Below are 15,272 nucleotides of genomic sequence, written 5' to 3'. Positions count from 1 at the left end.
TTCAGGAACCTCCAAAACGGGGGGGCGCCGTTCGGCGGCGAAGGCGTTCGAGGGTGTAGAAATCTAGAAAGGCGCACCTTGGCGCCGATGGCGCGGGATGTTAGCCGTGCGATACAGCAGGTGTCAAAACCACCTCCCGCGACAGCACCGAATCCCGCGCCATCCCTGTCGAATTCAGCGGTTGCGTCAGAGGCCCGCGAGCGCCTTGCGGTCGTCGTCGGTCAACCCGTTGTATTCGGTGATGCTGTAAATGGCGTCCTGGACGACGTTGGCTTCGTCCTCGTTGTCGATGGTCTTCCCTCTCAGCAGCCGCAGCAGCTCCTGGATGTCCGGGTCCGTGGAGACGGGGCCGAACGCGAAGGTGCCATCCTGCTCGGAGGGGGCCCGCTCCTGGTTGAGGCAGTAGAGGTGGAAGGGCACCACGTAGACCTCTTCCTCGGTGCCACCGTCCGTGCCCGCGTCGATGCCGCCTGGCCCGATGCCCGTGGGAGGGAGGTTGATGAGCACGCGGTCCATCAACATGCCGTTCTGGATTCGGCTGGGCGCCGTGTTCATCATGACGAGGCCCGGCTCGAAGGTCATCAGCACCGGGGCGCCGGTGTTGTTTCGCAGCGGCACGCAGACCAGCACCGCTGGGCCCGTGCCCACCGGCGCCACGCCGTTGCCACAGTCCTTGGTGGAGTCATTCGCGCCGTACAGCTCTCCGGCGATCTCCACGCCCGGAGGGAATGCGAAGGTGGTGCCCACGGGAGACCCCGGGTCCTCACCGAAGCCGGGCCGCTGCTTGTTCACCCCCGCATCGAAGGTGATGGGGCCGCCGTCCGTCCCGCCTCCGCCGCCGTCATCGTCGTCACTGCAAGCCAGCACCCCTGCCCCTACCGCCGCCGCGACGACCACCCACTTCCAGGCCGCATGCGCCATTGCGCGCTCCTTGTCCTCGTCGTTGATGCGAAAGCGACCCCTCCGGCCCTGGGCCACCGCGTCATGAGGTGGACCGAGACTGGCTGAGTCCCGGGTCGTCGGCAACACCGGCGTGCACCCGACGTGTCAGGGAGTTGGCGAAGGAGACAGCTGCTCGATGGGCGACGCGGCGGGCTCCCGCATCGGAGGCAGGTCCGGGTTGTAGAGGCCGCGCAGCACCAATTCCCGCGCGCGGTCGTCTTGAAGCAGCGCGGGCTCACCCGCTCGGAGCCCCACCGGGCGGATGCTGAAGCCGATTCCGTCCGGCGTCACGTGCACCCACAGCGTGTTGGGAATGAGTGGCGAGGGACGCGACTCCTCCGACTCAAGCCACACAATCTGGACGGGCACGGCGCGGAACTCGCGCGTGCGCAGTTGCTCGTTGTTGGGACCGGCCACCACGAGCGCCTTGCGCCAGGATTCCTCATCGGTGGGCGTCTCGCCGTGGGCCTGGAGTTCCTGCACCATCGACAGATGGACCCGCCGAGCCACCCGCAGGAGGGACAGGTTCGTCGCCTCTTCCGAGCGCGTCTCCCTGAGCGAGCGTCCATCCCCCGCCCCGACCGCGCCGACCACGGACAGCAACGCGACGGCCGAGGCCCAGAGCGGCGCGGACGTACCCCGCACCAGTCCCCAGACGAGGCGCAGTCCGCTCACCACCGCCAACACGGAACCCGCGAGCAGCGTCCAGCGCGGCAGCGGGCCCGAATGGAACGACTGGCCAAGTACCTGGGCGAGGTGCCGCCACTCGGGGACCGCGACGTACACGACGCCCGCCGCCATGGCGAGGAACACGGCCGCATGCAGCAGCCGCAACCCCAGGGGCGACGGCGCCCCCACTTCGCTCCGGGTCGTCACGGGAACGGCAGGTTCAGGACGAAATAAAAGGAGTCGTAGTAGATCTGGTACGAGCGCATGAACAGGTCGATGACGTTCGACTGGACGTCATCCGTCCAGCGGACCTTGACCGACGCGCCGATGACGAGCGCGACGACCAGCACCCAGTTCAGGATGGAGTATTCGACCATCGCCTGCCCACGTCGGGAGGCGCGCAGGCGCTGCGTCTTGGGGAAGCTCATGGGGCGTTCTCCGAATCGGCGGGTTCCTTGGGGGCGTCCATCCCTGGCAGGTCCGGGAAGATGCGGTCAGCGTACTCCAGGCGGACCTTGGGCGCGGAGGGGGGCGGTAGCACCATACGTGGCTTGGCGTCGATACCGTACTCCGCCACCTCCATCGAATGGGCGATGCCCGGAATCTCCATCTTCGCCAACTGCATCAACGGAATCTCGCGGCTGATCCACATCCGCTTGACGACGGTCTTCTTCATCACCAGCTCCACCGGAACGACTGTCACGGTCCCCGCGAGCGTCATCACCCGCGTCTCCTTGCCGGTGCGCAACACGGGCTTGACCCCTGCCGGCAGGACGACCTTTGCGTCCTCGGGGTCTGGCACCTTGTTGTCCTTCTCCTCCTGGTCCATCGTCTTCAGGACGTGGTCCAGCGCCTCTTGCGAGTACTCCTGGGGACGGTCCGTGGGCCCACCGACGAAGAGCCGGGAGATGGCGTCATAGCGAATCTGCTCGCCCTCGCGAGCAACCAGCATGCGCATCTGCATGAGCGGGGACTTCATGGACGGATGCATGCCCGCCTCCATCTCCACCCACACCGCGTCCCGGCCCTCCTTGTCCTTCTCTTCCCCCACCACCGCCATGCGCCAGTAGTAGATGCGCATCCCGCCCGCGCCACCGTCGAAACGGTACGTCACCCAGTCGCCCACGCGCGCGCTGCGAGCGCCCCGGGCCATATGGGACATGACCTCACGCGCCGCGGGGTTCTCCTCCGCGCGCGCGGGCGCGGCCATGAGCATCACCGCGATGACCGCCCACGACGCCCTCATTTCCCCGCTCCCTTCGCCGGCTTCGCCTTCTGCTCCCGCTCCCACGCTTCGCGGCTCTTGCGCACCGCCTCGTCGTTGGGCACCCCGTCCGGACGGTCCGTGCCCACCCACGTCTGCATGACGGACGACATGCCCTCGTCCACCTGGGAGATGGTCGTCATCACCTGCTCGCCCTTGCGCGCGTGCTCCATCGTCAGTTGCGTGCCGCCCCCCAGCTTCGTCACCGTGCTGCGCACCGGCTCGAAGCCCTGGCGCGTCAGCTCCGTGCCCACCCGCTGCTGCACGTCCGACAAGTCCCCCGCAACCAATGAAGTGCGGTTCTGCGAACCACCCGGGTCGTCCCGCGTCGCCAGGTCCTGGCTGTAGAGCGTGCCCTCCAACTTCAGCAGGCCGGACGGAGGAGACTTCGGCGGACGGGTCCACATGTCCCTCAGCGCCGTGAAGCCCACCGTCTTGCCCAGGTGCGTGCGCAACACCACGCCTCGCTGCAGGCCCTCGCGAGTGAAGAGGGCGGAGACCACGGCCTCTTCCTCCAGGTCTCCCTCCACCACGGTGGGGTAGCCCTCGTCGCGCCACTTCTGCGCGAAGTACGCGACCACCTTCTTCATGGGGTCGGTCGTCGTGAAGTAGGCGAGCCGGTAGTACTCGCCTCCGATGATGAGGTCGTTGCCGATGCGCGTGTGGATGGTGCCCGGATACACGGGCACCTCCTGCTCGGCGAGCGCGGGCCACACGGCCAGGAGCGCGAAACCGAGCAGGAGCCGGCGGGCCACCTTATTGCTCACAGCGAATCTTGTTGTCCTGCTCATCCTTGTTCGTCGCCTCTTGGGTGGCGTCCGGATCCGACGGGTCGTCGGCCATGGCCTTCTTGCACCCCATGAAGTGCGGGCCACGCGCCAGGAACAGCTTGATGTAGTTGCTGTCGCCGTAGGTCATCTCGTCACGGAACGGAGCCGTGTCGAAACAGTCCGGGCGGTCGTGGTCGAGCAGGCCCCGCATCGCATGCAGGCCGCTGCTGGCCGGGCCGTCATAGCCTGTCAGACCGTTGCAGTCCCCCTTCTGCTGGGGATCGATACCGTAGTTTCGCGCGACGACATAGGTGCCGAAGAAGTTCGGCAGGATGCTCCCCAGGAAGTCGAGCACGCCGCCGACGGCTCCATCCAGGGCCTTCGTCAGGCCGAGGAACACCATCCGCTCCACCTGGGCATGCATGCCGTGAGGGTCGCTTCCCCCGCGGTGGTTGCCTGCCCGCCGGTCCCGGACGATGGCGTCGCCGCCGTCCGGCATGTGCCAGCCGTTGGCGTACATCGAAAACTTCGAGCGCATGGGGAGGCTCGACAGGTCATGGCCCCCGGTGGTGTCCGACTTGAAGAAGCCTCCAGGACCGGAGTTCTCGTCGAGGTAGCTGCGGGGGATGATGACGTTGTCGAAGTTCATCGTGACTTCGGACTCCACCCACCCCTTGTTGTTGAAGCCCCAGCCGTTCAGCACCGCGCCAGCGCCGCGGTTGAGCATGCTGATGACTCCGCTGCCCAGGCTGCCGCCCTCGCCCGTGCTGCCGGGATTGCCCAGCATCCCGGACTCGAGGAAGGGAATCTCCTTGTTGGTGATGGTTCCCTGCACCGAGCTGTAGCGCGCGATGAACGATCCCGCGGGCCCGTTGGGCTCCACCGAGTCCATGTCCTTGAAGCGCTCGATGAGCTCCTTGTGCGCCTCCTGCCGCGCATCCTCGAATGCGGCATCGTGGTCGGCCTTGGCGAAGTCGGAGAGCGTGTAGCTGGTCATCTCCCAGACGGCGTAGTGGGCCATCTCCTGGAGCTTCAGCTTCGCCCGGACCAACTCCGTCAGGTACATGCTGAACATCAGGATCATGACGAGGAGCGGCACGGAGAGAGCGAACTCCACCGTGGCGGCTCCGCGTCGGAAACTCTTTCGAGACATGAGAGTTTTCATCGCGGTCCTCAGTGCGTCATGACCTTCGGGGCAAAGCCCTGGAGCGCGCCAGGCAGCGCGTCCAGCATGGACCCGACCACCGGGAGCTGATTGCGGCCCTGGTACACGGACGCCAGGCGCGGGCGCCAGTACGGGTTGAAGAAGTTGGGCTGCTCGGTCCAGTTGCCCGGCCGGTGGTAGTAGCTCTGGCCACGGGAGATGACGTTGAGGCCCTCGGTGAGGCTGAGGAACTTCTTGCGGTTGTTCAGCATCTCCAGGCCCTCTGAGTCTGGCGTGAAGGTGAACTTCACCTTGCCCTCGTCGTTCAACAGCGCGGGAGCGTTCGTACCCGTGCCATCCGTGTTGGCCTTGTTCACGACGTCTTCCGGCGACTTGTTCAGCGCCACCCACGCGGAGGGCTGGTTGAAGTCCATCGTGCGCTTGGCCAGCTCACCCTTGTTTGCGTTCGCAGTCGGGTTGCAGGTGTTTCCAGCATACTGACCGGGCTCGAAGTGCATGAACGGCGTGACGCCACCCCAGGGGTGGTTGCCGTCCTGGGCCGGACGCACGTTCGCGGTGTAGACGTCCACCTCGAACCAGCAGACCACCAGTTTGAGCACGCAGACCTTCTCGGTGTGGATGCCCACCTCCCGCTCGACGCCTCTGGGTGCCGAGTGGTTGCGCCACTGCTCGGTGTTCCGCGGGTAGTGCACTCGCCAGTGGACGCCGCCCTTGACGCTGCCGGTGTCCTTGTCGTTCAGCGCCCAGACACTGGGCTTCGTCATCTCCTTGTAGGGGAGCTTGGTGCGCGAGTTGTCGCCCTTCCCCTTCCGGTTGTCGCCAAAGCAGCGCGTATACGGGTCCGAGTTGTTGCACGACAGGGGGTTGTCCGCCTTGCCCACGCCCACGTCGACCTCCGCGGGCCCCAGCTTCAGCCAGTACAGGTCGTCGGCGCCCATGTTGTCGCCCTGCGCCGTCATGCCCCAGGGGTTCAGGTTGTCGTTCCAATCCCGGATGTAGTTGCGCGAGTTGATGGTGTTCCGCGCGGTGGGGAACGTCGCGGACAACATGCGCGTCTGCCCCATCTTCTGGAACTCCATGATGCCCGGAGCATTCACACCGTTGTTCAACATGTCGCGCAGGAAACCGAGCGCATTCGGCAGCGGCAGGACGTCGCCGATCCGGCGCGAAGTGATGAAGCGCTCGGGGCAGGAGCCGCCCTCGCGGTCACACGAGTAACGGGTCGCGTTGGTGATGCCGCCCATGGACCGCTTGGCGCGGGCGATTTCGTCATTGCGCGCGTACTTCGTCACGTCCAGCGCGCCGAAGGGGTTCTTCCACGTGCCCGGGTTCAGCGGCTTGCCGCCGGAGTGCTCGTTGTGCGCCTGACTGAAGAGGCACTCACTGTAGAAGCCCGTCGCCAGTTGGCTGGCCATCGAGTTGAGGTTCTTGTCGTTCGAGTCCAGCACGCCCTGCGCGGTCTGCACCACGTGCGTGGAGGCGGACATCATCACCGCCTGGGACATGAAATACATGGCCCCGTTGAGCACCCGATGCGCCGGAATCATGTACTTCCCCAACCATCTATCGGGGTTGGCCGCCTTCAGGACTTGCTGGAACGGCTTGAGGAAGATGTTCTTGTACGCCGTGATGATCTTGTTGATCGCCTTGATGACCTGCCCCACGTACGGGACCACCTCGAGGATGGGACAGAGGACGATCCAAAGTTTCTTCCGCTTGCCGGCACATGGGTTGAGCGTCTTCATGAACCCGAAGAGGTCCGTGAAGAACGCCTCGGCCGAGTAGATGAGCGAGATGAGCGAGTGCCACATCATCGCCGACACGTATTGTGAGACCTGCGTGCGGTTGGCGTACGCGTAGAAGTTGAACGCGCGCGCCTCCATGGCGGCCATGGAGTAGGCGGCGGCGTCGGCGGTGTTCTGCAGGCGCACGCGCTCATGCACGGTGTGGCCGATGTTCACGGTGGTCAGCACCGCGATGGACATCACCAACACCATCAATGCGGCCAGGACGAGGGCCTGGCCCTCCTGGCGCTGGAAGCTCTTTCGGAGGATTCGAGTGAACATGGTGCGTGAGTCCTCTTACATGCCCCAGTCGGGGTTGAGGTGCATGATCCACTTGCGGTGGAAGTTGGACTGCATGCGCATGGTGTACGTCGCCGACAGGGGCATGAAGTAGCGCTTGCCCACGAGGCTGGAGACGAGCGGGATGCTGCCGGTGGCCAGCCCCCAGAGCACCCACATCTCGGCGGGGTACAGGGAGTTGTAGCCCTGCTCATGGTCAATCCCCTTGGCCATCGCGGCCAGCGGCGTGAGGTTGCCGCCATCCGACATCATGTTGGACTTGGGAACGAGGGTGGCCCGGTCAATGGCTCCTCGCAGCGCCACCTGCGCGTTGGACGCGTACCATGCGGTGAAGATGATCCAGTTCGCGAACGGGACCTTCATCTCGTAGAAGTAGCGCAGGCGGATGGTGAGCCGCGTCGCCTTGCGGTACACGAGCTCGGAGTCATCCGGCTCCGGCAGGTTGAAGAACTTGCGGATGTTGTTCTCCAGCGACGGCACCTCTGGGAAGCTGTCCGAGCCGTCGAAGTCGAGCTCCTGCCAGTTGAAGCCGGTGCGCAGCTTCCAGATGGTGTTGATGGGCGTGAAGTACGCCGGGTTGATGGTGTCCACCCGGATGAGGCCGAACAGGTTCGAGCCGTTCACCGTCCGAGGCACCACGCCGCCGCCGAAGTTCAGCGTGCGCATCGCGGAGTCGTAGATCTGATGGATGGCGAAGGTCTTCGCCAGGTTGCCGATGTCATCGGTCCGGCCCAACGTGGGCAGCAACGCGACGATGGCCGCGTCATGCATGCGCTCGTTGTTGCCGTTCCACACGATGCCGGCACGCGCCGCTTGATACGCGGCGTACTCGGTCATCAGCTTGGCGTGCTGAATCAACGTGAGCTGGATGATTCCCAGCGTCATGAACACAGCGAGCGGCATGATCATCGCCGCTTCGACCATGGCCTGCCCGGATTGCCGGCCAGCCGCCCCCCGCGGCCGCGAGTCCTGTTCCATTCCCATGGTGCCATTATCTCGATCAGCGCCCCTGAGACGCATCGGTCAAATGGCCAGCTTCAACCGTCCCGCTCTCCCATTTATTGAAAAATCGCGGGTGGTTACGGCGCCGGCTGGGCGTCACTCGTCGGTGTTTCAACCGATTCAGCCTCATGGCTCAATCGGCGACGCGCCGCCTGGGCCGCGCTGGAACCAGGAGCTTCCGTCAAAACCTGATTACACGCCGCCAGCCCCTCGCGTCGACGCCCCAGGGCCAGCTCCGCGTCACACAGCCGGTTGAGCAGTCCCGCACGCTCGGTTCCAGATGCCCCGGCGGCCAGGGCGAGTCTCAACAGCCTCGCCTCCTGGCTCCTGTCCCCTGCCCGGTTCGCGGACTGGGCCTGGCGGGAGAGTTCCGCCACGGAGGAACCCGACGTCTTATCCTCGGCCTCGGAGCGCCCCACCGCCGCGGGGGTGACCGGAGCGGGGCGCGGCATCGGGGCTTCGGGGACGGCATCCGCCTTCCTCGTCGCCTTCATCGGGGACTTCGCCCGGGAGGCTGAAGCGCGCTCCAGCTCCAACTGCTCTCGCGCATCGGACGGCTGCTGGGCCACGCCTCCACGGCTCTCGTTGGCGGAGGATGGCGCGGGGGCGCTGACCACGGTGCCCTGCGCCAGGGGCTCGGTGACGGCCTCCAGGGCGGGCGCCCCCGGGCCTTCGTCCCATGCGCCGTCCTTGGCCAGGTCATCCGCACTGGGCTTGTTCGCCTCCTTTTTCGCGTACGGGCCCCCCAGCCGCAGCCCATCCCTGGGAGGGCTGCTGGATGCAACGGCCTGAGCCGGAGCGGCTTCCGCCAGGGCCTCCTCATCGAGGTTCGACACCTCTCGCTGGGACTTCTCGGCGGGGGCGGTCTTCGAGCGGCTCTGCTTGCCCCCGAACGACTCCGCGCCCTTGACCTTCGCCTTCAGCTCATCGGCACGGCCTCGGCCCCCCACGTCGCCTCCGCTCCCCGCCAGCGCCCAGCCTTCCGCGCGCTGAACCTCCGCGCTTCGCGTCTTCGCCGCGTCCTTGGGGGCATACGCGGCATCATCGTCACGCATCTCCGGAGGAGGTGGCGGAGCCTCCGCGGCGGCGGCCGGAGCCGGCGCGGCGGAGGGCTCGGCGCTTCGTGCCGAAGCGGACGGTACGGGTGCGGCCTTCTTGCTCGGCATCACTTCGGCTGCCGCGAGATTGGCCTGGGTCAGCTCCGGGGACTGCGCGGAGAACGTGAGGATTCCCAGCGTGCTCACCGAGGCGAGCCCGACAACGGGAAGCAGCCAGCGGCGCCAGCGCGACGGCTTGGGCGCGGGCCCCGCGCTGGCCCTGCGCGCGGACTGCTGCGCATACGCCAGCAGCGACTCCAGCCCCGCGTCGGGCGCGCTCTCCTCGGAGAGATGGCCCATGGTGACTCGCACGCCACGAATGTCGTCCAGGGCCTGGGTGCAGCGGGCGCATCCCTGAAGGTGCGACTCCACCACCTGGGCATCCGGGGCGGGCAGCTCGCCATAGGCGAAGTCGAGGAGCCGGTCCTCGTGCGCATGGAGGTTCTGCGGCTTCATCCCACCACCGTCCTTCCGTCCTCGGCGAGATCGCCATCCACGCCCAGCTCCGCCAGTCGGCGACGCAAGCCGTCGAGCGCGTAGCGCATCCGGCTCTTCACCGTGTTCTCCGAGACGCCCGTCACGTCGGCGATTTCCTTGAACGGGATGCCGCTGTACTCGCGGAGGATGAACACCTCACGCTGTTCTTCTGGCAGGGAGGCCAGGGCGCGCTCCAGCAGCGGACGCAGCCGGGCGTTGTACGCGCCCCGCTCCGGACTGGCGCCGGAGTCCGGCAGCGCATCCGCCAGCGCGCGGCCTTCCTCGCCGTCCACGCCACTCACCGGAGACTCCAGGGACGCGGCCTGGCGGTAGCTCTCTTTGCGCGCGCTGTCCACACAGAGGTTCCTCGCGATGGTGTAGACCCAGGTCGTGAACCGGGCCTTCGCCTGATATTCGCCGGCGCTGCGTACCACCTTCAGCCATGTCTCCTGCAGCACGTCCTCCGCCCGTGCCCGTTGCCCGACGAAGCGAAGGATGAAGTTGAACACCGGTGTCCGGTGCCTTCGCACCAACGCCTCGAACGCGCGAGCGTCCCCCGCCTGGAAGGCGAGCATCAATCGCTCGTCTGAGGTCTCCGGTCCCAACACTCCCCCATCGCTCGTGGAGCCACGTTCACTCCGGCCCACCCTCAACCCGTGCCCTCTTAACGGGCGACGGGCCACCAGGGTCTAATCCGGACGTGGCTTCCGGTAAGTGGCGAGAATGACAGGGAGCGCGACGGCTGTCACGAGTGCGGCCTGCGCCAGCAGCACCCCCGGCAAGGGGCGCTGGACGTGGACGTACAGCGACCGGCCGAGCGCCATCCCCAGAAGGACGCCCGTCGCCGTCCGCACCGCGTTGGAACCGGAGGCCGGGCGGAAGCGCCCCACCGCCCAGTCCACCAGCGCCGGCAGCGTGAGCAGCAGCACGGCGGGAACATCCCAGGGCCAACCCAGCGGGGCGCGCGCGATGAACAGCCCCACCAGCGTGGCCATCAGCACCGGATAGGTCCCCAGACACCGCGCGCAGACGCGGAGCCCGCCGAGCCGGTACGTGCGGTTGTACTCATCCGGATGATGGTGACTGAGCCAGAACACCGTCGGCACCTCCGGACCGCGGGGCGGTCGAGGACTGGTGGGACTCCCCTTCCGCCAGGAAGCACGCGGCGGAATGCCCGGAGCCCAGCGGATACAGCGGGGGCGACTCGCGTCGACACCGCTCCATCGCGTGAGGGCACCTCGGGTGGAACGTGCAGCCCGGAGGTGGCGCGAGCGGCGAGGGCGGCTCTCCGGGCACCAGCAGCCGGGTGCGTGCCCGCTCAGGGTCCGGCACCGGCACCGACGCGAGCAGCGCCTGCGTGTACGGATGGCGCGGTCGCCGGTACAGCGAGTCCGAGGGCGCCAGTTCCACGATGCGCCCCAGGTACATCACCGCCACGCGAGTGGAGACATGCTCGACGATGTTCAGGTCGTGCGCGATGAACACATAGGTGAGGCCGCGCTCGCGCTGCAGGTCCACCAACAGATTCACGATCTGCGCCTGGATGGAGACGTCCAACGCGCTGATGGGCTCGTCGGCCACCACCAGGTCCGGGCGCAGGGCGATGGCCCGAGCGATTCCGAGCCGCTGACGCTGCCCTCCGGAGAACTCGTGCGGGTAGCGCCCCAATGCCTCGCGCGGCAGGCCCATCGCATCCAGCAACGCGGCGACCTCGCGCTCACGCTCCCCGGGCCCTCGGGCGAGACCGTGGATGTCGAACGGCTCGCCTAGGATATCCCGCACCGTCATGCGCGGGTTGAGCGAGGCATACGGGTCCTGGAAGACGAGCTGCATGCGTCGCCGCAGCGGCCGGAGGCGATGCTGGGACAGCCCCGTGAGGTCCTGTCCGTCGAAGTGGATGGAGCCCGCGGTGGGCGTCACCAGGCGCAGCAACGCGCGCCCCAGGGTGCTCTTCCCGCAGCCGCTCTCCCCCACCAACCCCAACGTCTCCCCCCGGAAGACGTCGAACGTCACGCCGTCCACCGCCTTCACCGCGCCGCGCGAGCGACCCAACCAGCCCCCGCGCACGGGGAAGTGGACCTCGACATCCTTCGCCTGGAGGAGCGGCTCGGTGCTCATGGCGCGGGCACCGGATGATGGCAGGCCGCGAGCTGCCCGCCCCGCTTGAGTTCGAGCACGGGCGTCACGCGAGCGCATGCCTCCTGGGCCCGCTCGCACCGCTCGCGGAACGCACAGCCCGACGGCAACCGCCCCAGGGCGGGCACCATGCCGGGGATGGCGCGCAGGCGACGCCGAGGCCCGGCTCGTCCCTCCTCCACCTCGCCCCCCAGCGCCGGAAGCGAGCGCAACAGGCCCGCCGTGTAGGGATGGGCGGGCCGGGCGAACAGCTCGCGCACCGGAGCGTGCTCCACCACCTTCCCCGCGTACATCACCACCACCGTGTCGCAGCTCTCCGCGACCACGCCCAAATCATGGGTGATGAGCATCACCGCCATGCCGCGCTCGGCCTGCAGGCGCTTGAGCAGGTCGAGGATCTGCGCCTGGATGGTGACGTCCAACGCGGTGGTGGGCTCGTCCGCGATGAGCAGCGACGGGTCACACGCCAGCGCCATGGCGAGCATCACCCGCTGCCGCATCCCGCCCGACAGTTGATGAGGCCAGGCGTCCACGCGCTCACCCGGCGCGGGGATGCCCACCTGGCGCAGCATCTCCACCGCGCGCTCCCGAGCCTGCGAGCGCGAGGCCCCCAGGTGGAGCCGCACGCCTTCGGAGATCTGCTCCCCCACGGTGAAGACGGGGTTGAGCGAGGTCATCGGCTCCTGGAACACCATGGCCGCATGGCGTCCGCGCACGCGCCGCAGCTCCTCGTCGGAGAGCTTCAGCAAATCCCTGCCCTGGAAGAACACCTCGCCCGCCGCCACTCGCACGGGAGGTCGGGGCGCCAGCCGCAACAGGGACAGCGCGGTGAGGCTCTTGCCACAGCCGCTCTCCCCCACCACGCCCAGGGTTCCGCCGGGAGGCACCGCGAAGGACACACCGTCCACCGCGCGCACCATGCCCTCGTCCCTCGACAGCTCCACGGCGAGCCCTCGGACGTCCAGGAGGGGCCCGTCCCCCGAGGGCGACGCGCCGGGCGTCACTTCTTCGCCAGCTCCTCCAGGAACTCCACCTCCTGGATGATCTCCTTGCGGATGAGCAGGCGGATGAGGCTGGCCACCATGCGCGCGGGCTTCACCTTCTCCGTGTCCAGCACCGCCTCGTCGCCCCGGGACATGCGCTCCAGGTCGTCGAGGATGGCCAGATCATCGTCGGAGAAGTCAGGCGGCGGCGTGAGCGCCAGCGCGGGCTGCGAACCCTTCGCGGCCCCACCGAACATCACCACCGGCACTCGGGGCTTCTCCTCTTCGTCCGCCTCGAAGATGGGCGGAGGAGGCGGCGGTGGCCGAGCGGCCGGCTTCACGCCCAGCAGATCATCCAGCGCATCTCCCCCAGCCCCCGGCCGCAGGGCTTCCGCGGGCGGGGGTGGCGGCGTCCCGGGCCGACGGGCCGAGGGAGCCGCGGCGGCGGCAGGGGGTCTCGCTGCGGGGGGCTTCGGTGTCTCCGGCATCTCCCACTCCAGTGGCGTCCCCGCGGCGACGGGAGGAGGGCCGGAGCCATCCTCTTCGTACAGCGGCTCCGCCTCGACGATGTCCAGCGGCTCTCCCCGCGCCCGGGCCAGCGCGGCGTCCAGGTCGTCCGACGCGACGACGAAGACCCGCACCTGCTTGCGGAGCTGGAAGCGCAGCTCGTCCACCAACGTCAAATCCCCCGGGTCCTCCACGGCGACGTGGATGCGCTCGCTGCGCCCCTCCACTTCCATGCGGAAGAGCAGGACGCGATGCTCCGCCTGGAAGTCCAGGGACACCAGCGAGGCCACCGCCGGGGGAATCTCCTCGGGCAGCTCCACGAAGGGCAGCCCGTGTTGCACCGCCAGCGCCCGAGCCACATGCAGCGGCGCGCACAGCCCCTGCGCCACCAGCGTCTCGCCCAGCCGCAGGTTCCCCGGAGCGCCTCGACGCCCGAGCGCCACCCGCACCTGCTCCTCCGTCACCACCCCCGCCTCGACGAGCAGCTCACCAATCTTCTTGCGCATAAGGCCGGGCTACCGCTTGACCTTCGCGAGGTACTCGTCGCGGGAGAACACACCCTTCTCGATGAGCAGCTCCACCATGGCCTTGAGGGCCGCGACTTCCTTGCGCTGTACCTCTTCCACGCTGCGCAACAGGTCGGCCGGGCTGCCAGTGCCCGCCGTGCTGCGAGGGGCCTCTGGCACCGGCGGCGCGGGACGCGCGACTGGGGGCGCGGGCTTGGGCGCGGAGATGACCGCGGCGGCGGCCGGATCCAGGTCCTTCAGGTTCTTCACCACCGTGCGGCCCTGGGCGTCCACCACCTTGAAGTTGGTGTCCGCGTCCTCCAGCTCCATGTTCTCTTCGTACATGCGGGCGAAGGCCCGAGCGATGGAGGTGCGCCCCGCCACGTTGGGGATGATGCGGCACTTCGTCACGGCCCGAAGCTCGTCCAGCATCCGCATGTTGAGCGGATCCGACATCGCCACCACGAGCGTCTTGCCCTCGTCCCGCAGCTGCAACGGCAGCACGGAGAAGTCGCGGGCGGTCTGCGGCGGAATCTTGGCCTTCACATGCGGGGGAACCATCTGGACCGCGTCCAGGTTCACCGCCGGCATGCCGAGCTGCTTGGACAGCGCCCGCACCAGGATGTCCTCGGAGACGAGGCTCATCCGGACCAGGATTTCGCCGAGCTTGCCGCCCCACTTCGCCTGTTCGGCGAGCGCGGCCTTGAGCTGGCTCTCCTGGAGCACATTCGCCTTGATCAGCAGTTCTCCGAGCTTGATCTGTGCCATGTCGTGGGCGCCACTCTACCCGACTCCAGCCGCTGCGCTTCTTCTTCCGTGCCTGCCCGGTCAGGAACCCGGCACCGGGGGCGCCGGCGACTCGGGGGCACCGGCCGGCAGCTCCCGCCCCGAGTCATCCACCTCCACGACCTTGGCCCCCTCCGGGGGCGTCAGCTCGTAGAGCGTGAGGTCCGGCCGGCCATTGAGTTTGATCTGCTGGTAGCGAAGCTGGAGCTTCGTCCCCGCCTGCTTCGCGATGAGCTCCACCTTGCCCGGGAAGATGAGGTTTCCCCGCTCGAGGAAGTCGTCGAAGGCCAGGTCATAGCCGGGGACGCCATGCACCTGGCTCTTCACCACGCGCAGATACTTTGGGTGAACCTGGAGCACCTGGCGGGCCGTCCCCCGATGGAGGGTGAGCACGTAGACGCCCTCCTTCGTGTCCAGCTCCAGCGTCATGCGCTCCGGAGGGATGAGGGGTACCTGGCCCAGCATGATGGCCACCAGTTCCTCGCCCGGCAGGACCACGGGCAGGAAGCGCGACACATTCTGCGGGCTCGCCGGCCCCTGGTAGTACGTGTGCGTCTCCGTCTGGTACAGGCCGAAGCGCGTCCCGTCCGCGACGAGGGAGGCGAGGGGCCGGTTGAAGAAATCGAACGTCTCCAGGTGCAGGAGGGCCGGGCGGGTGACGGAAAGGAACATCCCAATGGTGCCACTCTGCTGGGGAGACTCGACACGCAGCTTTGCGTCTCCCTCGAGGGAGACGACGTTGTCCTGGTTCTGCCGGACACGCTGATAGACGACCTCGGCGTCGGTGAGTTGCCCCTCCGGCCCGAACTCGATGCGCTTGGGGCAGGCCGAACAGAGCACTGCCAGGAAGATTGCGGCGGCTGCGCGGTTCATATCTCCTAGTC

General features: G+C 67.7%; 16 protein-coding genes. All 16 read right to left on the bottom strand.

Translation table 11 applies throughout. From position 1 onward, the window contains the following. Positions 1–186: 186 nt before the first annotated feature. The gene (locus HUA76_RS36250) at positions 187–921 is read right to left on the bottom strand and encodes a hypothetical protein (protein WP_174463443.1); all 735 of its coding nucleotides are present in this window, start codon (positions 919–921) and stop codon (positions 187–189) included. A 126-nt stretch (positions 922–1,047) separates the two neighbouring features. Continuing rightward, complete coding sequence (locus tag HUA76_RS36245; RefSeq protein ID WP_174463442.1) at positions 1,048–1,818, bottom strand: hypothetical protein; 771 nt, start codon at positions 1,816–1,818, stop codon at positions 1,048–1,050. Beyond that, positions 1,815–2,039, bottom strand: coding sequence for a hypothetical protein (locus tag HUA76_RS36240; protein WP_141647169.1), 225 nt, complete (start codon positions 2,037–2,039; stop codon positions 1,815–1,817). Before HUA76_RS36240 ends, HUA76_RS36245 begins: the two co-directional genes overlap by 4 nt. Beyond that, positions 2,036–2,857 (bottom strand): hypothetical protein, encoded by an 822-nt coding sequence (locus HUA76_RS36235; protein WP_174455846.1) that lies wholly within the window; start codon positions 2,855–2,857, stop codon positions 2,036–2,038. The genes HUA76_RS36240 and HUA76_RS36235 overlap by 4 nt, the downstream gene beginning before the upstream one ends. Next, the gene (locus tag HUA76_RS36230) at positions 2,854–3,630 is read right to left on the bottom strand and encodes a hypothetical protein (RefSeq protein ID WP_141647177.1); all 777 of its coding nucleotides are present in this window, start codon (positions 3,628–3,630) and stop codon (positions 2,854–2,856) included. The genes HUA76_RS36235 and HUA76_RS36230 overlap by 4 nt, the downstream gene beginning before the upstream one ends. Before the next feature lies 1 nt (position 3,631). Beyond that, the gene (locus HUA76_RS36225) at positions 3,632–4,798 is read right to left on the bottom strand and encodes a TadE/TadG family type IV pilus assembly protein (RefSeq protein ID WP_254614710.1); all 1,167 of its coding nucleotides are present in this window, start codon (positions 4,796–4,798) and stop codon (positions 3,632–3,634) included. A 20-nt stretch (positions 4,799–4,818) separates the two neighbouring features. Further along, positions 4,819–6,876 carry a TadE/TadG family type IV pilus assembly protein gene (locus tag HUA76_RS36220; protein ID WP_174455848.1) on the bottom strand — a complete coding sequence of 686 codons (2,058 nt, stop codon included), beginning with the start codon at positions 6,874–6,876 and terminating at the stop codon, positions 4,819–4,821. Positions 6,877–6,891: 15 nt separating this feature from the next. Then, positions 6,892–7,878, bottom strand: coding sequence for a TadE/TadG family type IV pilus assembly protein (locus HUA76_RS36215; RefSeq protein WP_174455849.1), 987 nt, complete (start codon positions 7,876–7,878; stop codon positions 6,892–6,894). Positions 7,879–7,973: 95 nt separating this feature from the next. Then, on the bottom strand, positions 7,974–9,449 hold the full coding sequence (locus HUA76_RS36210; protein WP_174463441.1) for a zf-HC2 domain-containing protein: 1,476 nt from the start codon (positions 9,447–9,449) through the stop codon (positions 7,974–7,976). After that, the gene (locus HUA76_RS36205) at positions 9,446–10,078 is read right to left on the bottom strand and encodes an RNA polymerase sigma factor (protein WP_141647175.1); all 633 of its coding nucleotides are present in this window, start codon (positions 10,076–10,078) and stop codon (positions 9,446–9,448) included. Before HUA76_RS36205 ends, HUA76_RS36210 begins: the two co-directional genes overlap by 4 nt. An 81-nt stretch (positions 10,079–10,159) precedes the next feature. After that, entirely contained in the window at positions 10,160–10,567 is a 408-nt protein-coding gene (locus HUA76_RS36200; RefSeq protein ID WP_174455851.1) for a DUF2085 domain-containing protein, read from the bottom strand. Continuing rightward, on the bottom strand, positions 10,536–11,588 hold the full coding sequence (locus tag HUA76_RS36195) for an ABC transporter ATP-binding protein (protein ID WP_174463440.1): 1,053 nt from the start codon (positions 11,586–11,588) through the stop codon (positions 10,536–10,538). Before HUA76_RS36195 ends, HUA76_RS36200 begins: the two co-directional genes overlap by 32 nt. Next, positions 11,585–12,526, bottom strand: coding sequence for an ABC transporter ATP-binding protein (locus HUA76_RS36190; protein WP_254614727.1), 942 nt, complete (start codon positions 12,524–12,526; stop codon positions 11,585–11,587). The genes HUA76_RS36195 and HUA76_RS36190 overlap by 4 nt, the downstream gene beginning before the upstream one ends. An 80-nt stretch (positions 12,527–12,606) precedes the next feature. Then, positions 12,607–13,602, bottom strand: a complete 996-nt coding sequence (locus tag HUA76_RS36185; RefSeq protein WP_174463438.1) for a general secretion pathway protein GspE — start codon at positions 13,600–13,602, stop codon at positions 12,607–12,609. Positions 13,603–13,611: 9 nt separating this feature from the next. Then, positions 13,612–14,370, bottom strand: coding sequence for a general secretion pathway protein GspE (locus HUA76_RS36180; RefSeq protein ID WP_141643264.1), 759 nt, complete (start codon positions 14,368–14,370; stop codon positions 13,612–13,614). Between the two features lie 60 nt (positions 14,371–14,430). Beyond that, positions 14,431–15,261, bottom strand: coding sequence for a DUF4292 domain-containing protein (locus tag HUA76_RS36175; RefSeq protein WP_174455855.1), 831 nt, complete (start codon positions 15,259–15,261; stop codon positions 14,431–14,433). Positions 15,262–15,272: the final 11 nt, after the last annotated feature.

Origin of the sequence: Myxococcus sp. CA056 (assembly GCF_013336715.1) — a bacterium.
GTDB lineage: Bacteria > Myxococcota > Myxococcia > Myxococcales > Myxococcaceae > Myxococcus > Myxococcus llanfairpwllgwyngyllgogerychwyrndrobwllllantysiliogogogochensis.
This window is presented reverse-complemented; position numbering and strand designations above follow the sequence as displayed.